General features: G+C 59.9%; 21 protein-coding genes. 8 read left to right on the top strand and 13 right to left on the bottom strand.

Going from position 1 to position 22,811, the window contains the following annotated elements; genetic code table 11:
• Positions 1–30: 30 nt before the first annotated feature.
• Complete coding sequence (gene gppA, locus AB5Y97_RS15200; protein WP_005355894.1) at positions 31–1,521, bottom strand: guanosine-5'-triphosphate,3'-diphosphate diphosphatase; 1,491 nt, start codon at positions 1,519–1,521, stop codon at positions 31–33.
• Between the two features lie 12 nt (positions 1,522–1,533).
• Positions 1,534–2,823, bottom strand: a complete 1,290-nt coding sequence (gene rhlB / locus AB5Y97_RS15195) for an ATP-dependent RNA helicase RhlB (RefSeq protein ID WP_005339414.1) — start codon at positions 2,821–2,823, stop codon at positions 1,534–1,536.
• 113 nt (positions 2,824–2,936) lie between these two features.
• Between rhlB and trxA the strand changes: the two genes are divergently transcribed.
• The 6 genes from trxA to AB5Y97_RS15165 all read left to right on the top strand — a co-directional run bounded on the left by trxA (position 2,937) and on the right by AB5Y97_RS15165 (position 9,413).
• Complete coding sequence (trxA, locus tag AB5Y97_RS15190) at positions 2,937–3,263, top strand: thioredoxin TrxA (RefSeq protein ID WP_005339416.1); 327 nt, start codon at positions 2,937–2,939, stop codon at positions 3,261–3,263.
• Positions 3,264–3,467: 204 nt separating this feature from the next.
• The gene (rho, locus tag AB5Y97_RS15185; protein ID WP_005339417.1) at positions 3,468–4,733 is read left to right on the top strand and encodes a transcription termination factor Rho; all 1,266 of its coding nucleotides are present in this window, start codon (positions 3,468–3,470) and stop codon (positions 4,731–4,733) included.
• A 108-nt stretch (positions 4,734–4,841) separates the two neighbouring features.
• Positions 4,842–5,834 (top strand): hypothetical protein, encoded by a 993-nt coding sequence (locus AB5Y97_RS15180; RefSeq protein WP_151286472.1) that lies wholly within the window; start codon positions 4,842–4,844, stop codon positions 5,832–5,834.
• A gap of 33 nt (positions 5,835–5,867) precedes the next feature.
• On the top strand, positions 5,868–7,337 hold the full coding sequence (ubiD, locus tag AB5Y97_RS15175; protein ID WP_005357294.1) for a 4-hydroxy-3-polyprenylbenzoate decarboxylase: 1,470 nt from the start codon (positions 5,868–5,870) through the stop codon (positions 7,335–7,337).
• A gap of 146 nt (positions 7,338–7,483) precedes the next feature.
• Positions 7,484–8,182 carry an NAD(P)H-flavin reductase gene (gene fre / locus AB5Y97_RS15170; protein WP_368158348.1) on the top strand — a complete coding sequence of 233 codons (699 nt, stop codon included), beginning with the start codon at positions 7,484–7,486 and terminating at the stop codon, positions 8,180–8,182.
• Between the two features lie 217 nt (positions 8,183–8,399).
• The gene (locus AB5Y97_RS15165) at positions 8,400–9,413 is read left to right on the top strand and encodes a GGDEF domain-containing protein (protein ID WP_368158346.1); all 1,014 of its coding nucleotides are present in this window, start codon (positions 8,400–8,402) and stop codon (positions 9,411–9,413) included.
• A 54-nt stretch (positions 9,414–9,467) separates the two neighbouring features.
• Here the strand turns inward: AB5Y97_RS15165 and AB5Y97_RS15160 are convergent, their stop codons facing one another.
• The 8 genes from AB5Y97_RS15160 to AB5Y97_RS15125 all read right to left on the bottom strand — a co-directional run bounded on the left by AB5Y97_RS15160 (position 9,468) and on the right by AB5Y97_RS15125 (position 16,007).
• A complete protein-coding gene (locus AB5Y97_RS15160; protein ID WP_005339429.1) occupies positions 9,468–9,725 on the bottom strand; it encodes an accessory factor UbiK family protein in 258 nt (85 codons plus the stop codon).
• A 141-nt stretch (positions 9,726–9,866) separates the two neighbouring features.
• Complete coding sequence (glpG, locus tag AB5Y97_RS15155) at positions 9,867–10,700, bottom strand: rhomboid family intramembrane serine protease GlpG (RefSeq protein ID WP_368158344.1); 834 nt, start codon at positions 10,698–10,700, stop codon at positions 9,867–9,869.
• On the bottom strand, positions 10,697–11,020 hold the full coding sequence (gene glpE, locus AB5Y97_RS15150; protein WP_005355913.1) for a thiosulfate sulfurtransferase GlpE: 324 nt from the start codon (positions 11,018–11,020) through the stop codon (positions 10,697–10,699). The genes glpG and glpE overlap by 4 nt, the downstream gene beginning before the upstream one ends.
• Before the next feature lie 122 nt (positions 11,021–11,142).
• Positions 11,143–11,844, bottom strand: coding sequence for an ABC transporter ATP-binding protein (locus AB5Y97_RS15145; protein ID WP_368158342.1), 702 nt, complete (start codon positions 11,842–11,844; stop codon positions 11,143–11,145).
• A gap of 10 nt (positions 11,845–11,854) precedes the next feature.
• Entirely contained in the window at positions 11,855–12,628 is a 774-nt protein-coding gene (gene livG / locus AB5Y97_RS15140; RefSeq protein ID WP_005357323.1) for a high-affinity branched-chain amino acid ABC transporter ATP-binding protein LivG, read from the bottom strand.
• Positions 12,625–13,893 (bottom strand): high-affinity branched-chain amino acid ABC transporter permease LivM, encoded by a 1,269-nt coding sequence (locus AB5Y97_RS15135; RefSeq protein WP_005355922.1) that lies wholly within the window; start codon positions 13,891–13,893, stop codon positions 12,625–12,627. Before AB5Y97_RS15135 ends, livG begins: the two co-directional genes overlap by 4 nt.
• Positions 13,893–14,819: a high-affinity branched-chain amino acid ABC transporter permease LivH gene (gene livH / locus AB5Y97_RS15130; RefSeq protein ID WP_005339439.1), complete on the bottom strand. Its 927-nt coding sequence runs from the start codon at positions 14,817–14,819 to the stop codon at positions 13,893–13,895. Before livH ends, AB5Y97_RS15135 begins: the two co-directional genes overlap by 1 nt.
• Positions 14,820–14,885: 66 nt before the next feature.
• A complete protein-coding gene (locus tag AB5Y97_RS15125) occupies positions 14,886–16,007 on the bottom strand; it encodes a branched-chain amino acid ABC transporter substrate-binding protein (RefSeq protein ID WP_005339442.1) in 1,122 nt (373 codons plus the stop codon).
• Between the two features lie 434 nt (positions 16,008–16,441).
• Here AB5Y97_RS15125 and AB5Y97_RS15120 point away from each other — a divergent pair, with 434 nt between their 5' ends.
• On the top strand, positions 16,442–17,446 hold the full coding sequence (locus AB5Y97_RS15120) for a substrate-binding domain-containing protein (RefSeq protein WP_005355925.1): 1,005 nt from the start codon (positions 16,442–16,444) through the stop codon (positions 17,444–17,446).
• Positions 17,447–17,697: 251 nt separating this feature from the next.
• On the top strand, positions 17,698–19,962 hold the full coding sequence (locus AB5Y97_RS15115; RefSeq protein ID WP_368158340.1) for a methyl-accepting chemotaxis protein: 2,265 nt from the start codon (positions 17,698–17,700) through the stop codon (positions 19,960–19,962).
• 73 nt (positions 19,963–20,035) lie between these two features.
• Here AB5Y97_RS15115 and AB5Y97_RS15110 read toward each other — a convergent pair whose 3' ends face one another.
• The 3 genes from AB5Y97_RS15110 to AB5Y97_RS15100 all read right to left on the bottom strand — a co-directional run bounded on the left by AB5Y97_RS15110 (position 20,036) and on the right by AB5Y97_RS15100 (position 22,740).
• Positions 20,036–20,530 (bottom strand): DM13 domain-containing protein, encoded by a 495-nt coding sequence (locus AB5Y97_RS15110; protein WP_368158338.1) that lies wholly within the window; start codon positions 20,528–20,530, stop codon positions 20,036–20,038.
• 113 nt (positions 20,531–20,643) lie between these two features.
• Positions 20,644–21,408, bottom strand: coding sequence for an EAL domain-containing protein (locus AB5Y97_RS15105; protein WP_368158336.1), 765 nt, complete (start codon positions 21,406–21,408; stop codon positions 20,644–20,646).
• Positions 21,409–21,652: 244 nt separating this feature from the next.
• Positions 21,653–22,740 (bottom strand): IS3-like element ISAs22 family transposase gene (locus AB5Y97_RS15100; protein ID WP_088821966.1). Its coding sequence is split into 2 segments (ribosomal slippage): positions 21,653–22,488 and positions 22,488–22,740, totalling 1,089 coding nucleotides; the frame shifts between segments, so codons are not numbered across the junction.
• Between the last annotated feature and the right edge of the window lie 71 nt (positions 22,741–22,811).

Genomic DNA, 22,811 nt, shown 5'->3' with positions numbered 1-22,811 from the left:
GATCGGCTCCAAAACAGGCAGGTTGCTGAGTCAGGCTTCCTGTACGCGGGTCGGCCAGCCCATCTTCTGCTGGCGTTCCACTTCAAAGCGCAGCTCGCTGGCGCGCAGGTAGTGTTCATCCATCCAGCCCTTGGGCAGGGTCAGAGTCAGTGACTCCTCTTCTGCCTGCAGGGTGAAGCTGGGCACTGTGCCCTGGGTACGGCGCATGCAGAGGATCAGCGCGATGCGCAGGATACGGGCCAGCCGGATCGCCTGACGACCGGTGACTGCACCCTGTTTCTCCAGTGGTTCCAGCTTGAATTCGTCCCGCTGGTTGAACAGCAGGGCCGACAACAGCTTCTTTTGCGCAGGGGTAAAGCCCGGCATGTCTATGTTGTCGATGATGTAGGCGGCGTGTTGCGGCGCCTTCTTGTATTCGATACAGAGGCCGATCTCGTGCAGCAGGGCGGCATAACGCAAGATTGGGCGACCGTAGCGTTTGGAGAGTCGCCAGGCCGGTTGCAGCTGGTTGAACGCCTCGACGGCGGTATCGCGCACCCGTTCGGCGTGCTCTTTATCCAGCTGATAGCGGCTGATCAGGCTGTCGGCGGTGCGATCCCGGGCATCACAGTCGTGATTGTTGCCAAGCAGACCGTAGATCAGTCCTTCACGCAGGGCGCCACCCGCGAGGGTCATGCTCTCGATATCGAGGGTTTCGAAGATGGCGATCAGGATGGCGAGGCCGGAGGGGAACACGGTCAGCCGCTCGGCCGCCAGCCCTTCCAGTTGCAGCCGGTCGAGCTTGCCGCAGGCGATGGCCTGACCCATCAGCTCCTGCAGTTTCGGCAGGGTGACCCGCTCGCTCTTCCCTTGCGCCAGCATGATCTCTTGCAGCGCCTGCACCGTGCCGGAGGCGCCGACGCAGGTGCGCCAGCCGAGGGCGCGGTAATCTTCCGCCACCTTCTCCAGCACCGCCTTGGCGGCAGCAATCGCCTGCTCGAAACGGGCTTCGGAGAGCTCGCCATCACCAAAGTGATTATTGAGCCAGGTGACGCAGCCCATGTGCAAGCTATTGAGCAGTTTTGCTTCGCTATGTTCGCCGATCACCAGTTCGGTACTGGCACCGCCGATGTCGATCACCAGTCGGTTGCCTTCCCCGGCAGAGGTCCAGGAGACCCCTTCATAGATGGTCTTGGCCTCTTCCTCGCCCGAGATGATCTCGATGCTGTGGTTGAGCACCCGTTCCGCTTCGCTGAGGAACTCGTCGACATTGGTGGCAAGCCGCAAGGTGGCGGTGCCCACCACCCGGATATTGTCGGCCGGGATGTCCTGCAACTGTTCGGAGAAGAGACGCAAACAGTCCCAGCCCCGCTCCATGGCGGCACGGCTGAGACGAAATTCCGGATCGAGCCCGGCGGCGAGGCGAACCTTGCGCTTGACCTTGGCGACGGTGCGCAGGGCACCGGCGACCTCGCGCACCACCAGCATATGAAAGCTGTTGGAGCCGAGGTCGATAGCGGCATAGAGAGGCGAGTTGTGCAACTGGGCCTGTCCTTAGCTCTTGCGCGGCGGACGACGACGGTTGTTGCTGTTGCCACCGCCCTGACGATCCCGCATGTTGCGGTTCACCGGCTGACGGTTGCGGAACACCCGTTTCGGCGGGGTCACGTCATCCAGCAGCGCTTCACGGTCGTACTTGCTGACCGGAATGGCATGGTGGATGTACTCCTCGATGGCCGGCAGGTTGAAGGCATAGTCTTCACAGGCCAGGCTGATGGAGTGACCGCTCTTGCCGGCACGACCGGTACGACCGATACGGTGTACATAGTCTTCGGCGTCGTCGGGCAGGTCATAGTTGAAGACGTGGGTCACGTCAGGGATGTGCAGACCACGGGCGGCCACGTCGGTGGCGACCAGAATATCGAGCGCACCCTTGGTGAAATCCTCGAGGATCTTCATCCGCTTCTTCTGTGGCACATCACCGGTCAGCAGACCGACGCGATGGCCGTCGTTTTCCAGCCAGGCGTGAACGTCTTCACAGACATGCTTGGTGTTGGCGAAGACGATCGCTTTTTCCGGCCACTCCTCTTCCATCAGGGAGAGCAGCAGCAACATCTTGTCTTCATTGGAGGGGTAGAACAGCTCCTCCTTGATCCGCACGCCGGTCATCTGCTCCGGCTCTACCTGCACATGTTCCGGGTGGTTCATATGTTCGTAGGCCAGCTCCTGCACGCGCAGGGAGAGGGTTGCGGAAAACAGCATGCTCAGACGCTCGGTCGCGGGCGGCATGCGGCGGAACAGGAAGCGGATGTCCTTGATGAAGCCCAGATCGAACATGCGATCCGCTTCGTCCAGTACCACGACCTGAATGTTGCTCAGATCGATCACCTTGGACTTGAAGTAGTCGATGATGCGGCCAGTGGTGCCGATCAGGATGTCGACACCCTGCTCCAGCACGGCCAGCTGCTTGTCGTAACCTTCGCCGCCGTAGGCGAGGCCGAGTTTCAGGCCGGTAGAGGCGGCGATGCTGTCGGCATCGTTATAGATCTGTACTGCCAGCTCCCGGGTGGGTGCCATGATGATGGCTCTGGGTTGGTTAACCAGACGGGGCTTGGTCAGCGGGTGAGTCAGCAAATAGTTGAATGTCGCGGCCAGGAAGGCAATGGTCTTGCCGGTTCCTGTCTGGGCCTGACCGGCGAGGTCATGACCTTCTACCAGCAGTGGCAGAGACAGTGCCTGGATGGGCGTGCAATAGTGAAATCCCTTTGATTCCAGACCAGCCAGAACTTCGGGTTCGAGGCCCATTTGGGCGAATTTGTCGGTCGTTAAGTGTGTTTTGCTCATGGCGGTAGGTTATCAGGTTAGGCTTGCAATAATAAACAGGATCATTTCAAATAGGGCAACTATTGCCTTTGTTGATATGTCAATAAAGCCTTAATTACTGACTGGAGTTGGAGATGAGTGACAAGATTGTTCAGCTGAGCGATGCCAGCTTCGAGGCAGATGTAATCAAAGCCGATGGCGCCGTTCTGGTCGACTTCTGGGCCGAGTGGTGTGGTCCGTGCAAGATGATTGCCCCGATCTTGGAAGAAGTTGCCCAAGAGTACGAAGGTCGCGTGACCGTAGCCAAACTGAACATCGACCATAACTCTGATACTCCGCCCAAGTACGGCATTCGTGGTATCCCGACCCTCTTGCTGTTCAAGAATGGCGAAGTGGCAGCGACCAAGGTCGGTGCACTGTCCAAGACTCAGCTGAAAGAGTTCCTGGACGGCAACCTGTAATAATTAAAGAGGAGCGCATTGCAATAATGCGCTCCTTGTGTTTTATCACCTAGACGCTCATCCCGATTGGTGCTAGTTTATCGCTCGTTTGCTAACCTTTTTGCCTGACTCTTTGCTAACCACAGCCTGGCAATCAAATCCGATCAGCATCAATCCAGCAGACTGTCTCCTCATTTCAATCCTTGCTTACAGACTTTCACCACTATGAATCTGACTGAATTAAAGAACACTCCTGTGTCCGAGCTGGTCAAGCTTGGCGAATCCATGGGGTTGGAAAATCTGGCTCGGGCGCACAAGAAAGATATTATTTTTGCAATCCTCAAGGCGCACGCCAAGGGTGGTGAAGATATCTTTGGCGACGGTGTGCTGGAAATCCTGACCGATGGTTTCGGCTTCCTGCGCAGTGCAGACGGCTCCTATCTGGCAGGCCCTGACGATATCTACGTCTCCCCGAGCCAGATCCGCCGCTTCAACCTGCGTACCGGCGATACCATCTCCGGCAAGATCCGGCCACCGAAAGAGGGCGAACGCTACTTCGCACTGCTCAAGGTCAATGAGGTCAACTACGACCGTCCGGAAAACTCCCGCAACAAGATCCTGTTTGAAAACCTTACCCCCCTGCATGCCAACGAACGTCTGCGTATGGAACGGGGTAACGGCTCTACTGAAGATATCACCGCCCGTGTACTGGATCTGGCTTCCCCCATCGGTAAAGGCCAGCGTGGCCTGATCGTGGCGCCGCCCAAGGCCGGTAAGACCATGCTGCTGCAGAACATCGCCCAGAGCATCGCCTACAACCACCCGGACTGTGAACTGATCGTTCTGCTGATCGACGAGCGTCCGGAAGAAGTGACCGAGATGCAGCGCATGGTGAAAGGTGAAGTGATCGCTTCCACCTTTGACGAACCTGCTTCCCGTCACGTTCAGGTTGCCGAAATGGTGATCGAGAAGGCCAAGCGTCTGGTCGAGCACAAGAAAGATGTGGTGATCCTGCTGGACTCCATCACCCGTCTTGCTCGCGCCTACAACACAGTTATCCCGTCATCCGGCAAGGTACTGACCGGTGGTGTGGATGCCAACGCCCTGCACCGTCCCAAGCGCTTCTTCGGCGCCGCGCGTAATGTTGAAGAGGGCGGCAGCCTGACCATCATCGCCACCGCGCTGATCGATACCGGCTCCAAGATGGACGAGGTTATCTACGAAGAGTTCAAGGGTACCGGCAACATGGAACTGCACCTCTCGCGCAAGATTGCCGAGAAGCGCGTCTACCCGGCTATCGACATCACCCGCTCAGGCACCCGTAAGGAAGAGTTGCTCACCTCCGGTGACGAGCTGCAGAAGATGTGGATCCTGCGCAAGATTGTCCACCCGATGGGCGAGATCGACGGTATCGAGTTCCTCATCGACAAGCTGGCGATGACCAAGACCAACGACGAGTTCTTCGACGCCATGCGGCGCCAGCAGAAGTAAGTCCGGTCAGAAAATGACGAAACCGCGGCCCTGGTCGCGGTTTTTGTTTATCTGTTTTCCGGTCGCCCTAGTAGTATGAGATCCCGATGTCACATGGATGGAGACGTCATGAAGCCTGTTTTCTGGTTATTGCTGGGGTTGCTGAGTGCAATGCCAGCCTGCGCGCAGAGTGCACCGGTCGGGGTGACAGCCGAGACGTTGCAGACGCACCAGCGCTATCTGGCGGGCCGTCTGCAGGAGGGGCAATTTGCAGCCATCGACTCTCTGCTGGCGACCCTGAGTCGCGAGCGGCGGGAGTTCCTGCTGTTGCAGCTGCTGCGGGATATTCCCGCTACCACCCCTGCATCCCCTGCGTTGCAACAGTGGGTCGAGGCTCAGGCCGACAAGGCCCCCGAGTGGCTCATGGAGCAGCAGGTCGACGGTTTTCTGGTGCAGCAACCTGTCTATGATTTTGCCGCGCAGGCCCGTCAGTTGCTGGGGGAGTGGCAGTTGCAATCACTGATGCATCGCTATCGGCAGCTGCTTGCCCAGGGCAGCTTCCAGCTAAAGTCCATCTACTACAGCAGTAACCCCGATCTCGCCATGCAGCAGCAAGCCCTGTTGCTGGCCCTCGACACCTTGCCGCAGCCGATCTGGATGCGGGAGGCGCAAGCGCTGGCCAGCCAGAATATCTATCTGCCCGACAATCACCTGTTGTTCCATCTGTTGCAGCGCACCGGCGAACCGGCGCTCTATAGCATGCTGTGGCGGCGGCCGGCAGATCAGGATGCGCTGCGCGCACTCTCCACCATTAACCGCTTTCATCACGGCAGTGCTGCCAGCGATCTGCTGATTGCCGCCAGTGGCAACGAGGGGTTGAAGGGAGCCGCCCTGCGGCAGCTGAGCGCACTCTCCCCCTTGCCGCCGCAAGCCCAGAAATACCTGCTGGCGGAACTCTCCAACCGTCAATACGGGGCGCTGGTGGCCGGTCTGTTGATGGAGGTGGACGAGCCCCAGCTGCTCTCTGCACTGGCCAGACGCCTCGGCCATCGTGACGTGCCACCCATTGCACCGAGTCTGCTACCCGATTCGGGTACACCCGATGGGCAGCCAGGGTTATAATGCGTGACCTCCTGAACCCGGTTGGGAACTTGCATGAAATACAAGGATTTGCGTGATTTCATCGCGCAGCTGGAACAAAACGGACAACTCAAGCGGATCACCCGCGAGATAGATCCCTATCTGGAGATGACCGAGATCAGCGATCGCACCCTGCGTGCGGGTGGCCCGGCTCTGCTGTTCGAAAATCCCAAAGGCTACACCATGCCGGTGCTGACCAACCTGTTCGGTACCCCGGATCGGGTTGCCATGGGCATGGGCCAGCCCGATGTGGGCGCCCTGCGTCAGGTCGGGGTCTGGCTCTCCTATCTCAAGGAGCCCGAGCCGCCCAAGGGATTCAAGGAGCTGATGGAGAAGCTGCCGATCTTCAAGCAGGTGCTCAACATGCCGACCAAGCGCCTCTCTTCCGCCCCCTGCCAGCAGGTGGTGCAGGAGGGAGAGGCGGTCGATCTCGACCAGATCCCGATCCAGCACTGCTGGCCCGGCGATGTGGCGCCGCTGGTCACCTGGGGCCTCACCATCACCCGCGGCCCCTACAAGAAGCGCCAGAACCTCGGCATCTATCGCCAGCAGAAGATCGCCAAAAACAAGCTGATCATGCGCTGGCTGGATCACCGTGGCGGTGCCATCGATTTTCGCGAGTGGCAGGAGGCCCATCCCGGTGAGCGATTCCCGGTGGTGGTGGCGCTCGGTGCCGATCCGGCGACCATTCTCGGCGCGGTGACGCCGGTGCCGGATACTCTCTCCGAATATGCCTTTGCCGGTCTGCTGCGCGGCAGCCGTACCGAAGTGATCAAGGCCATCAGCTGCGATTTGGAGGTACCCGCCAGCGCCGAGATTGTGCTGGAAGGGTATCTGGAGCCGGGTGAGATGGCGCCGGAAGGCCCCTATGGCGACCACACCGGTTACTATAACGAGGTGGACGAGTTCCCAGTCTTCACCATCACCCACATCACCAAGCGGCGCGATGCCATCTATCACAGCACCTACACCGGCCGTCCGCCCGATGAACCGGCGGTGCTGGGTCTGGCGCTGAACGAGGTGTTCGTGCCGCTGCTGCAGAAGCAGTTTCCCGAGATTGTGGACTTCTATCTGCCGCCGGAGGGGTGCTCCTACCGGATGGCGGTGGTGACCATCAAGAAGCGTTACCCGGGCCACGCCAAGCGGGTGATGCTGGGGGTCTGGTCCTTCCTGCGCCAGTTCATGTACACCAAGTTCGTGGTGGTGTGTGATGACGACGTCAACGCCCGCGACTGGAAGGATGTGATCTGGGCCATTACCACCCGGATGGACCCGGCACGGGACACCACCTTGATCGAGCACACCCCGATCGACTATCTGGACTTCGCCTCGCCGGTCTCCGGCCTCGGCTCCAAGATGGGGCTGGATGCCACCAACAAGTGGCCGGGCGAGACCAATCGGGAGTGGGGTCAGCCCATAGTTCAGGATGAGGCGGTGAAGCAGAAGGTTGATGCCATCTGGGATGAGCTCAATATCCTCGGATGAGGCAAACATGACAGCTTTGCTGCAAAAAGTGATGCGATCCGCACTGATTTGAGTATTCTCGACTGACGGGGCCAGGGCTGCTGGTCGTCACTCCATAGTGAAACAATGAGCGAAGCGGGCCGAGCGAGCCCGCCACAAGGACAAGAATGCAACGTATCAAATGCCGCGTAGAGGAACTGCGCGAATATGTCGACACCATCTGGCATGTGGCCCTGACGCCGCAGCAAGCTATCAGCTTCAAGCCGGGCCAGTATCTGCTGGTGGTGATGAGCGATTCGGACAAGCGCCCCTTCTCCATCGCCAACTCGCCGACCCGCCCGGGCGTGCTGGAGCTGCAAATTGGTGCCACTCCCGAAAACGCCTACGCCGGTCAGGTGCTTGCCCGCATGCGCGAGCAGGGGGAGATCGAGGTCGAATTGCCGGCTGGCAAGGCGTTCCTGCGCGATGAATCTCCCCGTCCGCTGATCCTGATGGCGGGCGGCACCGGCTTCTCTTACGCCCGCTCCATTCTGGAGTACCTGATCGACACGGGCAGCAAGCGTCCGGTGTTCTTCTACTGGGGTGTGCGTCAGACTCACTGGCTCTACGAACTGGAGCAGATGCAGCAGTGGGAGCGTGACTATGCGCCGCTCACCTTTATCCCGGTGGTGCAGGAGCCTGACGCTGACTGGACTGGCAAGAGCGGGCTGGTGCACAAGGCGATCATGGATGACTTCGTCAGCCTCCACGACTACGACATCTATGTCGCCGGCCGTTTCGAGATGGCGGGTGCCGCGCGGGAGGAGTTCAAGATCCTCGGCGCCGAGCCGGAGCGCATCTTTGGTGATGCCTACGAATTTATCTGACGGGATCCCCGCTTGGATGACGCAGCCCCCGGTTTTGCCGGGGGCTTTTTTTTGTGGCTGCCGCAGTATCGGATCGCCCTGAATGGTTGGATTATCGCGGCGTTATCCCATTATTTTTCAATATTTTGACTATGAATGGCTACTAATCAAACGTAGCTGATGGCATCTTTGTGAGAGATTGACAAGAGCATCCATAGAGCAAGCACAAGGAGGCGCAGTGTTGAGTGAAGAGGGCAGGGCATCTGCGGAGGATGACAGGGGAGAGACCGGCTCTGTCGAGCGGGTCGCAACGCTGATCCCGTCCCCTCATGGCGGTGAAATGGCTCGTTTGCAGGCAGAGATCGCCGCTTTGCAGCATGAAAACGGCCTGTTGCAGGAGAAGCTCAATGCCGCCCTCGATGGCACCGGCATCTGTCTCTGGCAGGGCACCATTCCCACCGGCGAGCTGCGGGTCTTCAATCTGCAGAACTTTCAGGCCGGTGACATGGCCCCTCATTTCGATCAGTGGAGCGCCAAGCTCCATCCCGACGATCGCGCCCATGCCATGGGCAGCTACTTTGCCCACCTTGAGGGGAAAACCCCCTTCTATGAAGCCGAATACCGCACCATCAATCCGCAAGGCGAGGTCACCTGGCTGTGGGATAGGGGACGGGTCGTCGATCGGGATGGCGATGGCAAGCCGCTGCGGATCATGGGCTCCCATATCGATATCACCCAGCGCAAGGCTTATGAGCAGCGACTGGCGGAGCGTGCCAACAGCGACGCGCTGACCGGCTTGCTCAACCGGCAGGGGTTTGGCAAGGCGTTTGCCCAGCTGCAGCCGCAAGGAGCGGGGGCGCTGCTCTTTATCGATCTGGATGATTTCAAGGGGATCAACGACCAGCTGGGCCACGCCTGCGGCGATCTGGTGTTGCAGCAGATGGCGGACTGGCTGCGCCTTATTATGCCTGGCTCGGCGCTATGTGGCCGTTACGGCGGCGACGAGTTTGTGGTGCATCTGCACCGGGATGTGTCGAGCCATGGCCTGGTGCAACTGGCTGACGCCCTGATCAGCCGGATGCACGGCTATGTGCCCAAACCCGGTTGCCCGCAACGGGTGGGGCTGAGTATCGGAATCGCCCTGTGGGAGGAGGAGCCATTGAGCTTCCGGCAGGCATTGGAGGTGGCCGACCGTGCCATGTATGAGGCCAAGGCACGCGGCAAGCGAGCCTGGTATCTGCTTCAGGTGTGATGCTTTTTACAGGTTCAATTCAAAGCAAAAACCCCAGCCGAGCTGGGGTTTTCGTTATTCGCCTTTGGCGCCGAGCTGCTGCTCGAGCTGAGCCAGCTTGCTTTCGAGGGCGGCCAGTTTTTCACGGGTACGCAGCAGCACCTTGGTCTGCACGTCGAACTCTTCGCGGCTGACCAGATCCAGCTTGCCCAGCTGGGCCTGCAATACCTGACGCATCTTCTTCTCGGCCTCTTCACCCATGCTGCGAATGCCGGGCGGCAGGGAGTTGTGCACCTGCTTGGCGATCTCTTCCAGTTTCTTCGGGTCGATCATGATGTCCTCCTTAAGCGTTGGCGGACATTCTACCGACAATTCCCTCACTTTGCCGAGATCGCGGCGGCTTTTTACCATTTGTGCTGGCAAGCAAACGCCGCCCTTCGGGGCGGCGTTCTCGTTTCTGCGGCTGCTGAAAAATCAGTCCGGTTGGTGGTTGCGATCCAGCCAGCCTTGCAGCAGGCCGACCAGCAGGCCGGTCAGGTGGGCGATGTTGGCGGTGCTGGTGCCGAGCATGTCGAAGAAGCCGAGCACCATCCAGAACAGCATAAAGCCCATCAGCGCCGGTGGCAGAGTCAGGCCGCAGGCCGGTTGCAGCTTGCTGCGCAGCCAGCAGTAGCCTAGCAGGGCATAGACCACGCCGGAGAGGCCGCCAAACAGCGGGCCGCTGGCAAAGAACTCGGCGATATTGGGCAGGGCGGCGCCCACCAGCAGCAGGATCAGCAGCTTGCCGCTGCCGAGGCGCTGCTCGATCTGGCCGCCGAGATACCACCACCACAGCAAGTTGAACACCAGATGGAGTACCGAGAAGTGGATCAGGGCGGGGGTGAAATAACGCCACGCCTGCCAGTCGGTGAACTGGGCCAGCGTCGGGTGGAATGCCAGTTCATCGTAGATTGGCAGGCCGATGGCATCGAGCCCGTAGATGGCGAGACAGGCGATGATCACCACCAGCGTCAGTGGCCCCGCCTGATGAAGGAAATCGGTGATGGGATCCGTCATCCCCTTGCTGTAGTCGATGCGGGCATCGGCGCGGCCGGATTGCCAGGAGGCTTCCATATAGCGCGGGTGGCCAGGCTCGGCCAGAAAGCGCTTCACCTCCAGCTGGGCCTGCGCGAGGCGCTGCTCGTCCGCCAGCCAGATGGTGACCCCCAGCTCGGACTGGGTCAGCTCGCAGGAGATGCCCAGGGTCGCCAGATAGTCCACCAGCGCCTGCGCCATGCGGGCGTTGTCGAGCACCAGCAGCTGGATCATGCCTCGCCTGCCTCGATGGGAAACTCCCGGCGCCACGCCTCGAAGCCGCCATCCAGACTGTAGACCTCGTCATAACCCTGTTGCAGCAGGTATTGGGCCGCCCCCTGACTGCTGTTGCCGTGATAGCACATCACGATGACCGGGGTATCGAAATCCACTTCATTCATAAAGCGCACCAGCGTGCCATTGGTGAGGTGGAAGGCGCCGACCGCGTGGGCCGCTTCAAAGGATTGCGGGTCGCGAATATCCACCAGACGGGCTTCACCCGCGCTCAGTTTCTGGTGGGCATCATGGGCATTGATATGGGCAAACTGGTCCATCGGGATGTCCTGCGAATAGGTTGATTACGGGCCAGTGTACCGCAAGCTTGGGCGCAAACTAACCCCACAAAAGATAAGGGAGCCTGCGGCTCCCTTGTCGATATGGCATGCTGGTCAGTGGGTTAACCGCCCAGATAGGCCTGCCGCACTGCCGGGTTGGCCAGCAGGGCGGCTCCTGTGTCTTGCAGCACCACGTGGCCGTTCTCCAGCACATAGCCGCGGTCGGCCAGCTTGAGCGCCTGGTTGGCGTTCTGCTCCACCAGAAAGATGGTCATCCCCTTCTGCCGCAACAGCTCTATGGTGTCGAAGATCTGCTGGATGACGATGGGGGCCAGCCCCAGCGAGGGTTCATCCAGCAGCAGCAGGCGCGGTTTGCTCATCAGGGCACGGCCGATGGCCAGCATCTGCTGCTCGCCGCCGGACATGGTGCCCGCGCGCTGTTCCAGCCGCTCGTGCAGGCGTGGGAACAGGGTAAACACCTGATCCAGCAGGCCATGCTGCTCTGCCTTGTCGACGAAAAAGGCGCCCATCAGCAGGTTCTCCTCCACCGTCAGGCGGGCGAAGATGCGACGCCCCTCCGGCACTACGGCGATATCCTTGCGCATGATGCGGGCGGTGGTGAGGGAGCTGATCTGTTCCCCCTCAAACCAGATGGAGCCGCTGCTGGGCTTGGGTTCACCGCAGAGGGTCATCAGCAGGGTGGTTTTGCCAGCGCCGTTGGCGCCGATCAGGGTGACGATTTCCCCCTCTTTCACCTCGACGCTGACATCGTGCAGTGCCTGAATTTTGCCGTAGTGGGTCGATACGTTGCGAAGTTCTAACATCTTTTTGTCCTTACGACTCGCCCAGATAGGCCTTGATCACTGCCGGATTATTGCGGATCTCATCCGGCTTGCCATGGGCCAGCGGGGTGCCCTGGCTGACCACGAAGATACGGTTGGAGATGCCCATCACCAGCTTCATATCGTGTTCGATCAGCAGCACCGAGACCCCGAATTCGTCCCGCAGGCTCATGATCAGCTCGTCCAGCTCGTCGGTCTCCTTCGGGTTGAGACCGGCGGCCGGTTCGTCCAGCATCAGCAGCTCGGGACGGGTCGCCATGCAGCGGGCGATCTCGAGTCTACGCTGCTGACCATAGGCCAGATTACCGGCGGCGCGGTTGGCGAGATCCTTGAGGCCCACTTTATCCAGCCAGAAGGCGGCCCGCTCCAGTCCCTCCTGCTCCGCACGGCGGAAGGCCGGGGTCTTGAACAGACCGGCGATAAAGCTGGTGTTGAGGTGCTGGTGCTGGGCAACCAGCAGGTTCTCCACCGCCGTCATCTCCTTGAACAGCCGCACGTGCTGGAAGGTACGCACAATCCCCTTGCGGGCGATGAGGTGGCCGGGCAGCCCCTGGATCTCCTCACCCTTGTAGCGGATGGTGCCGCCGCTCGGGCTGTAGAAGCCGGTCAGGCAGTTGAAGATGGTGGTCTTGCCCGCGCCGTTGGGGCCGATGATGGAGATCACCTCGCCCTTGTCGATATCCAGTTTGACCCCGTTGACGGCCAGCAGGCCGCCAAAGCGCATCGACAGATCAGAGACTTCCATTAACTTCTGATGTGTACTCATTTCTTCAACTCCAGATGCGGACGGGTCATCGGCAGCAATCCTTGTGGCCGCCAGATCATCATGAACACCATCAAGAGGCCGAACATCAGCATGCGGTACTCGTTGAATTCGCGGGCCAGCTCCGGCAGCACCGTCATCACGATGGCAGCCAGCACCACCCCGATCTGGGAGCCCATACCGCCCAGCACCACAATCGCCAGCACTATGGCCGACTCGATAAAGACGAAGGATTCCGGGCTGATAAAGCCCTGCCGGGAGGCAAAGAAGCTGCCGGCAAAGCCCGCGAAGGTGGCGCCTATGGTGAAGGCGGTCAGCTTGATGATGGTGGGGTTGAGCCCCAGCGATTTGCAGGCGATCTCATCTTCCCGCAGCGCTTCCCAGGCGCGGCCAAGGGGCATGCGCAGCAGACGGTTGATGACAAACAGGGTCACCACCACCAGCACCAGCGCCATCAGGTAGAGGAAGATCACCTTGTGGTTGGCGTTGTAGGTAATGCCGAAGAAGTTGTGGAAGGTATCAAAGCCCCCATCCTTGACGGTGCGGTTGAACTCCAGCCCCCCCAGGGTCGGTTTGGGAATGCCGGAGATCCCGTTCGGGCCGCCGGTCAGGGTGGTCATGTTGTTGAGCAGGATGCGGATGATCTCGCCAAAACCCAGGGTGACGATGGCCAGATAGTCCCCCCGCAGCCGCAGCACCGGGAAACCGAGCAGGAAGCCGAAGGTAGCGGCCATCAGCCCGGCGATGGGCAGGCACTCCCAGAAGCTCAGTCCGAAGTAGGTGTTGAGCAGGGCATAGCTGTAGGCACCGACCGCGTAGAAGCCGACATAGCCGAGATCGAGCAGGCCGGCGAGGCCGACCACCACGTTCAGCCCCAGCCCCAGCATGATGTAAATCAGGGTGAGGGTGGCGAGATCGATGGCGCCGCGGGAGGCCATAAAGGGCCAGCTCACCGCGAACAGCAGCACCAGCACGGCGGTGAGGTTATAGAGCTTGGGCGCCTCTTCCGGGCTCGGTAGCACCAGCTTGGTAAAGCCGACCGAGAAGCCGCTGATGGAGGCCTGAAACAGCTTGGCGATCTGGCCGCGCAGCATCTGGAACCAGAAAACGAGGGTGGCGCCCCCCAGTAGCCAGGCCAGCGACACATCGAGGCGGCTCACTACCTGCAGGCTGGAGCCATCGGTCTCCAGCTTGAAGCCGAGCAGCCAGAAAGAGAGCACCAGCAGCACCAGGCTGGCGATACAGGCGTGGATAAATTGATGTTTCATCACACTTTCTCCACTTCCGGACGACCCAGAATGCCGGTCGGCATAAAGAGCAGCACAAAAATGAGCAGGGCAAACGCCATCACATCCTTGTACTCGGTGCTGAGATAACCGGCGGTGAGCGCTTCAACCACGCCGAGCAGCAGGCCGCCCAGTACGGCGCCCGGAATGCTGCCGATACCGCCCAATACAGCGGCAGTGAAGGCCTTCAGACCGGCCATAAAGCCGAGGTAGGGGTTGATGACGCCGTAATACATGCCGAGCAGCACCCCGGCGACGGCAGCCAGCGCGGCCCCCAGCACGAAGGTGATGGAGATGACTACGTGGGTGTCGATGCCCAGCAGGTTGGCCATCTTGATATCTTCCGAACAGGCGCGGCAGGCGCGGCCCATGCGGGAGCGGCCGATGAACTGGGTCAGCGCCAGCATGGTGATGAAAGTCACCACGAAGATAATCAGCTGCATATAGGAGAGGCTGGCCTGAAAACCATCCTCACCCCCCAGGGTCCAGCCACCTGAGATCAGGCTGGGCATGGCGATATCCCGTGAGCCCTGTGCCATCCGCATCATGTTCTGCAGGAAGATCGACATGCCGATGGCGGAGATGAGGGGGATCAGCCGGTTGCCACCGCGCAGTGGCCGGTAGGCGACCCGCTCGATGCTCCAGCCATAGGTGCCGGTGATGATAATACTGACCAGGAAGGCGCCTCCCAGCAGTAGAAAGGTGCTGTCGATGCCCATCATCATGAGCCCCGCCATCACCATAAACGCGACATAGGAGCCGATCATGTACACCTCGCCGTGGGCGAAGTTGATCATGCCGATGATGCCATAGACCATGGTGTAGCCAATGGCGATCAACGCATAGGTGCTGCCTATGGTTAATCCGTTCAGCAGTTGCTGAACCAGATAGAGGAGGTGTTCGGACATACTGCGTTCCCTGTACTTGCCCGCAAAGAGAGGAGGGGGTGAGCGTACTCACCCCCGATCGGCAGATTATTTGACTTGGCTGGAAGTACCGTCAGCGTGCCACTGGAACACACCGAATTCGAAGCCTTTCAGGTCACCGTTCGGTGCCCAGGTCAGGGGGCCCATCACGGTATCGATCGGCGCAGCCTTGATGGCGGCGGCCACGGCGGCCGGGTCATCTTCACCCGCCTTGGCGATACCGGCTGCCAGGGTTTGCACCGCGGCATAGGTAGTCCAGACGAACGGGCCGGAGGAGTCCTGACCCTTGGCCTTGAACGCAGCGACCAGCGGGGCGTTGGCAGGTACCAGATCGTATTTGTTCGGCAGGGTCACCAGCAGGCCTTCGGAAGCCGGGCCACCGATGGCGGAGATATCCTTGTTACCCACTCCTTCCGGGCCCATGAACTTGGCTTTCAGCCCCTTCTCGCCAGCCTGACGCAGGATCAGACCCAGCTCCGGGTGGTAGCCGCCGTAGTAGACGAAATCGACGTTCTCTTTCTGCAGTTTGGCGATCAGGGCGGAGAAGTCCTTGTCACCGGCGGTGATCCCTTCAAAGGCCACCACTTTCACGCCAGCCTTGTCGAGCGCCGCTTTGACGCTGGAGGCGATCCCTTCGCCGTACTGCTTCTTGTCGTGGATAACGGCCACGCGTTGGGGTTTGACCTGCTCGATGATGTACTTGGCGGCAGTCGGGCCCTGATCGCTATCCAGGCCGATGGTGCGCAGGGTCAGCTGGTAACCGCGCTCGGTGATCTTGGGGTTGGTGGAGGCGGGGGTGACCATCAGGATCCCCTCGTCTTCATAGATGTCGGAGGCGGGCAGGGTGTTGTCGGAGCAGAGGTGGCCGACCACGAACTTGACGCCATCGTTCACCACCTTGTTGGCGACGGCCACCGCCTGTTTGGGATCGCAGGCATCGTCATAGACGACCGCTTCGATCTGCTTGCCATTGATGCCGCCAGCCTTGTTGATCTGCTCGACCGCCATCTTGCCGCCGGTGAACTGCATGTCCCCGTACTGGGCTACCGGACCGGTGACCGGGCCTGCGATACCGATCTTGATGGTGTCTGCCGCGTGAGCGATGGAGATCGATCCAAACAGAGCCAAAGAAACCGCTGCGCCAACTGTGATTTTGCTCAACTTATGCATTGATTCGTCCCTTAATCAGTGGATTGTTTCATTTCCGTGTGCCATTCCGGATCTACATCCCGTGCATCCGGCTATAGGTATGGTTCTATCATTCCTCACGGGGCAATAACAAGCTGTTAAAGATACTAACCAGAGGGGGTTGGATGGGCGGATTTTGAAATAAATGACCTGTTATTTTCAGCTAATCAGAGCTTAATTTTGATTTGTTGACTTAACATCTTGGTAACGAGATGCGATTCTGACAAACGCCAGAGGATTAATCTGGCGATATTTTACTCTGACAGCGCTCCCATTTTGACCACAATCCATTTGCGCAAACAGAAATGAGCGCCTAAATTAGCCGGCATTGACAATTCCGTGGCAGAGCTCGTTAAAACCAAGCCTTTATTCGGGAAATCTGCTAATGTTCCGCCTTTGACAGTCAGGAGACAGAGATGGCCACTATCAAGGATGTCGCCTCGCGCGCAGGCGTATCCATCTCCACCGTCTCACATGTGCTCAACCACACTCGGCGGGTCAGCGAAGACGCGACCCAGAAAGTGATTGAGGCGGTGGCAGAACTCAACTACGCGCCCAACTCGGTAGCGCGCAGTCTTAAAATAAATTCGACCAAGACCATTGGCATGCTGGTCACCACCAGCGTAAACCCCTTCTTCGCAGAAGTGGTGCAAGGGGTTGAAGCGTACTGCTTCGAACAGGGCTACAGCCTGATCCTCTGCAACACCGAAAACCAGCCGCCTCGCCAACAGCATTACCTGAGAATGCTGATGGAAAAACGGGTGGATGGCCTGCTGGTATTGGGTACCGATATCGACACCCCGTTGCGCGACATGCTGCGCATCCACAAGAATGTGCCGCAGGTGGTACTGGATTGGGGCACGGAGTGCGATTTCGCCAACGTCATCAACGACAACGCCCGCATCGGCGCCCGCATGGCCGTTCGCCATCTGCTGGAGCTGGGGCACCGCGACATCGTCTGCATCACTGGCCAGCTCTCCAAGCCGACCACTCAACAGCGACTGGACGGGGTACGTGATGCGCTGGGCGAGCACGGTCTGACCCTCAAAGATGAACAGGTCTTTGAAGGGGACTACGAGAGCCAGAGCGGCTTCGATGCTATGCAGCGCATCCTGGCCCTGCAGCCTCGTCCGACCGCGGTCTTTGCCTTCGACGATCCCATGGCGATCGGCGCTATTTGCGCTGCCTGGGAAGCGGGAGTCAAGGTGCCGGACGATATCTCCATCATCGGCTACGACGATGTGGAGATGGCGCGCTTCTCCAGCCCGCCGCTGACCACCATCCGTCACCCGAAGGCCGAACTGGGCCAGCTGGCGGTGAAGCATCTGGTCAGCCGGATCCGCAACAAGGAGCTGGAAGTGGAATCGATGACGGTACAGCCCGAGCTGATCGTCCGTCGCTCGGTCAAACCGCTGCGTTAATCCGCACCCGTTGCCAACACGAAAAACCCCCTCTGTCACGAGGGGGTTTTTGTTTATGGGCGGGTTACTTTCAACCTGTGGCTCGCAGTGCCGATCTCGGCCTTGTGAGTGAATATTCCCCCCGTTTGACCCACCTCGCATTTTGCTTGTTAATCGTTTGATCAATATCAACAAAGGGTTAAGTTCTGATGGACTCCCGACTTAACCGTTCCATCCTGTAGGTTGGGTATGACTGTCAAGGATGGTGTCTTATGTTCCCCCCTCGCAAGCTGGGTCACCAGATCACGCTGCTGGCAATTGGCGGCATCGTATTGCTCGCCGTGGTGCTGCTTACCTTTAATCTGTTTGAAAATCGCCAGCGGGCGCTCGCGGCCGAGCAGGCTGCACTGCGGAGCCAGCTCCAGAACGTGGAAGCGGTGATCAAAAACACCAGCCATGAAACCGTGCTGGCGGCGACCCTGATCGCCCAGCGGCCGGATGCAGCCAGGGCGGTGGCCGACAAGGATTGGCAGACCCTCGCCAATCTGTTTGATCCGCTCTGGCCCGCCATCAAGGCGCAGGGGATCGAGCAGTTCCAGTTCCACCTGCCGCCAGCCACTTCCCTCTATCGGGTACACAAGCCGGAAAAACACGGTGATGACCTCTCTGCCATTCGCCCCACTGTGGTTGAGGTGAATCGTGAGCATCATGCCGTTGGCGGGCTGGAGATTGGCGTGGCTGGTACCGGTTTGCGCGGGGTCGTGCCGGTCACCTTCAGCGGGCAGCCGGTCGGTTCGGTGGAGTTCGGTCGTGCTCTGGATGAAAAGCTGTTTGGCCAACTGCTGGACAAGCAGGTGCAGCTCGCCATCTATCTGTTTGAGCAGGGCAAACTGGTGACGCTGGTTGGCACATCCCGGCTTGGTGAGGCGATGGAGTGGTATCAGCCGGTACTGGCCGGTGAGGAACGTTTCGTCAATATGACGCAGCAGGGGAGTGATTTGCTTTTGATGGCGGCGCCCCTGCGCGATTACTCCGGCAAGGTGGTCGGTATCATCGAGTTGACCCGGGATCACAGTCTGGTCGCGGCCGATCTGGCGCGTCAGGGTTGGCAGATGGCGATCATCTCTCTGGTCGGGGTTCTGGTGATTGCCATGGTGATGGCGTTTGCACTCAATCGCATTAATCGACCGCTGTTCGACAGCGTCAAGGCGCTGGAGGCGCTGGCCAATGGCTCTGGCGATCTCGGCAGCAAGCTGCCGGTGGCGGGGCCAGAGGAGATCCGCCGCCTCGGGTCGGCGTTCAATGGCTTTGTTGCCAAGATCCGCGACACCATCAGCCAGCTCACCGCCACTCTGGGCGAACTGGCTGGCGAGAGCGAGCGGCTGTCGCGCAGTGCGGCGGGCAACCTTGGCAGCATGACGCGCCAGCAGGAGCAGACCACCCAGCTCGCCACCGCCATGACCGAGATGACCAGCACGGTACACGAGGTGGCCAACAACACGGCACAGGCGGCCGAAGCGGCCAACGAAGCGGACAATCAGGCGGTCACCGGCGATGAGGTGGTGCAGCAGAGCGTCAACATGATCGAACAGCTGGCCGAGGAGATCGCCAGCGCGGGCAACACGGTGAAAGAGGTCGCCAAGGCCAGCGAGCAGATTGGCTCTGTGCTGGCGGTGATCCAGTCCATCGCCGAGCAGACCAACCTGCTGGCTCTCAACGCCGCCATCGAGGCGGCCCGGGCCGGTGAACAGGGTCGCGGTTTTGCGGTGGTGGCCGACGAGGTGCGCTCGCTGGCCGGGCGCACCCAGCACTCCACCGCCGAGATCCGCGGCACCATAGAGCAGTTGCAGCGGGCGGTGGGCACCACGGTGACCATGATCGAACACAGCGTCTCGCGAGCGGGGGAGTCGGTGGAGCGGGCTAATCAGGCGGGAGAAGCCCTCGGCCGGATCAAGGGGGCGGTCAACAGCATTCGCGACATGAACACCCAGATCGCTGCCGCTTCGGAGGAGCAATCGTCGGTGAGCGACGAGATCACCCGCAATATCGTCAGCGTCCACGAGATCTCCCAGGCCACCACGCTGGTGGCGCGGGATACCGCCCATATCGCCAGCCATGTGGCGACCCTGGTGGACAAGCTGGGGGATCTGGCCGGGCAGTTCCAGGATGGTTCCAACGTGCGGATGGTGCTGAGTCGCGCCCGCGCCGCTCACATGGGCTGGAAGACCCGGGTGCGCTCCTATCTGGATGGGCAGGAGGGGCTGTCGCGCAGCGAGGCGGTCAGTGACAAGGAGTGCCGCCTTGGCCACTGGTACTTTAGCGAAGGGCAGGCATGCTGTGGCGATCAACCCGCCTTCAGGGCGATGGCCGCCCCCCACGCCAGATTGCATCAGGTGATCCAGCAGATTATCGAGCTGAAAAATCAGCACAAGCATGAAGAGGCGGAGGCGCTCTACCGCGAGATCGAGCAGAACTCAGAGCAGGTAGTGGGCTGCATCGATCAGTTGCTGCGGGAGATGACCAAGCCGGAGCGTTAATGACGAGCAGGCGGATAGCCAAAGGGCTGACAGCGATGTCAGCCCTTTTTCATGGTGCGGGTCTGGGGCGAGGTTACTGCTCCGGACGCAGATCCTGATAACGGGCGGCGGTGATGAACTTGCCGAAGGTTTCACACCAGACGATCACGCTGCTGTAGCGGGCCGGATCGATGGTGGCGGGCAGCGGCACGATAAAGTTGTCGAAGGTCTTCACCGGCCCGACTCGCACCATTTGATCCTTGAGACGGGCAAAATCGGCTTCGGTTTCGACAAACTCGGGGGAGAGGTAGAGCTGGTAGTCCGGCCCGGGGGCCAGCTTGCCCATCAGGCTGACGGCATCCGGCCCTATGCTCACCTTGCCTTCCCCCCAGTGCAGCCGATCGCTGTCTTTCAGATCCCGGCGAAAGGTGCCGTGGAATCTCGCTTGCTGCTGGCTGGCCGCTACCTGCTCGGTATCAGGGGCGGGTGGCGCGATCAGGATCGGCAGGGTGTAGACACCGGCGGCAAAGCCTGCCGCCGCGACCAGCAGATGGGTGCCCAGCAGCAGGGCCATGGTTTTGCGCTTCATGATATCTCGGTCGTTGATGAACAGGTGCCAGCATCATAGCAGTGGTGCTGGCTAAACTGCTTGTCGTCCAGCGCTATGGAGCCGGATGTTTGCGCAGCCCTGGCCGATATGGCTTAGAGGCTGGCGAAATCCACCTCGGGCAGGGTTTCAAAGCCGGGGCGGGCAAACAGATAGCCCTGCATCAGGCTGATGCCCATCTCCCGCAGGCAGGCCATCTCTTCGCGGGTCTCGATCCCTTCCGCCAGCGGGGTTATCTGCAACTCGGCAAACAGTGCCAGACAGTGGCGCACTATGGCTTGTCGGGTCGGGTCATGGTCGATGCCCCGCAGCAGGTGCATATCGAGTTTGACGATGTTGGGGTGAAAATCGGCCAGCAGGTTGAGGCCCGAGTAACCGGCGCCAAAGTCATCGATTGCCGTCTTGAAGCCGAGCGCCTGATAGTGATCGACGATGCCGCGAAGATGCTGGCTGTCCTGCACCTGCTCCACCTCGGTCAGCTCGAACATGATCTGCTCGATGGGAAAGAGATGCTCGCGGGCCGCCTGCAGAGTGGTGCGGATGCAGCGCTCCGGGCGGTAGACCGCGTTGGGCAGAAAATTGATGCTCAGCATCCCCTTCATCCCGAGCCGGGCGGCCAGCGCGATGGCCTTGATCCGGCACAGCTGATCGAAGCGGTAGCGATTGCCATCGTTGACCCGGGCAATCACGCTCTGCGCCGGTTCGTTGTTGATCCCCCGCACCAGCGCCTCGTAGCCGAAGACGGTGTGCTGGCTGCAATCGACGATGGGCTGAAAGGCCATGGTGAAGTCGAAGTCGAGATCGACCTGCTCCTGACACTGCTGGCAGATGGCGGGGGACGGGGCGGCAGGTATATCCATGACTTTCCTCTTGGGCGTGGTGGCGCTGGGGACTGACTCAAATGATAACAGCTGATCACCCCCCTGTAGGTTCGATTAGCGAAGCGTAATCGGACGAACGAGAGGCTTTGATTACGGTTGTTGCCGTGAAACAGGATCGGCCAGCTGGAGGGGGAAGTGCGGCTGGCCGTTATGGTGGGAGAGTCCATTGACGCGAACGTCCGATGGTAATCCCCCCATTTTTTGGAGCACTCAAAAGTAGAGGTCATGCGGCCTGTGCCAAGCGCTGTTTCGGCGTGTAGCCGCCCAGCGCCATATTGGGCCGCTCATGGTTATAAACCCACAGCCAGTTCGTGGCAAATTCCTGTAACTCATTCAGTGACTCAAACAGGTAATGGCCCAACCAGTCGTAACGCACAGTGCGGTTAAATCGCTCTATGTAGGCATTCTGCTGCGGGTTGCCTGGCTGGATATACCTCAGCGCAATCCTCTTCTGCTGCGCCCATTGCTTGAGCTCTTCGCTGATGTATTCCGGACCATTATCACAGCGGATTGCGGCTGGTTTGCCCCGCCACTCGATGACCTGCTCCAGCACCCGTTTGACTCGCGAGGCAGGCAAGGAAAAATCCACCTCGATGCACAGTGCTTCGCGATTGAAGTCATCGATCACATTAAACAACCGCACCGAACGACCATCGCTGAGCTGGTCATGCATAAAGTCCATCGACCAACAGTGATTCGGTTGGTCAGGGACTGCCAACGGCTCCGGCTTGGCGCGTACTAGCCGCTTCTTGGGTTTTATCCGCAGATTGAGCTCTAGCGCCCGATAGATCCGGTAGACCCGCTTGTGGTTCCAGCCAAAGCCTTTGACGTTACGCAGGTACAGGAAGCACAGTCCGAAACCCCAGTTGCGCTGGTTGGCGGTGAGGCGCAGTAGCCAGTCGGCAATCTCCTGGTTTTCATCAGCCAGCACGGGCTGATAACGGTAGCAACCCTCGCTCACCTTGAACACCTGGCAAGCCAGACGGATAGAAATGGCGTAATGAGCCACAGCCTTGGTCGCCATCTCCCTGCGGGCAGATGGCGTCACCACTTTTTTGCCATCGCCTCGGAGATGATCTCAGCCTTTAGGCGCTCCTCGGCATACATCTTCTTAAGGCGACGATTTTCCTCTTCCAGCTCTTTGAGGCGCGCCATGAGAGAGGCATCCATGCCACCGAATTTGGAGCGCCACTTGTAGAAGGTGGCGGAGCTGATGCCATGCTCACGGCAGAGCTCAGGGACGGGTGAACCAGACTCGGCCTGCTTGAGGATGGCGATGATCTGTGCATCGCTAAAGCGTGATGTTTTCATGTAGAACCTCCTGCGTTCAAGATACGAGAAAATTCTACTTATGAGCACCTCAGTTTTTCGGGGGGATTACC

This window comes from Aeromonas sp. R10-2, assembly GCF_040908445.1.
Taxonomy (GTDB): Bacteria; Pseudomonadota; Gammaproteobacteria; order Enterobacterales; family Aeromonadaceae; genus Aeromonas; species Aeromonas veronii.
The sequence above is the reverse complement of the archived record's forward strand: the minus strand, read 5'-3'. Positions and strand labels throughout refer to the sequence as shown.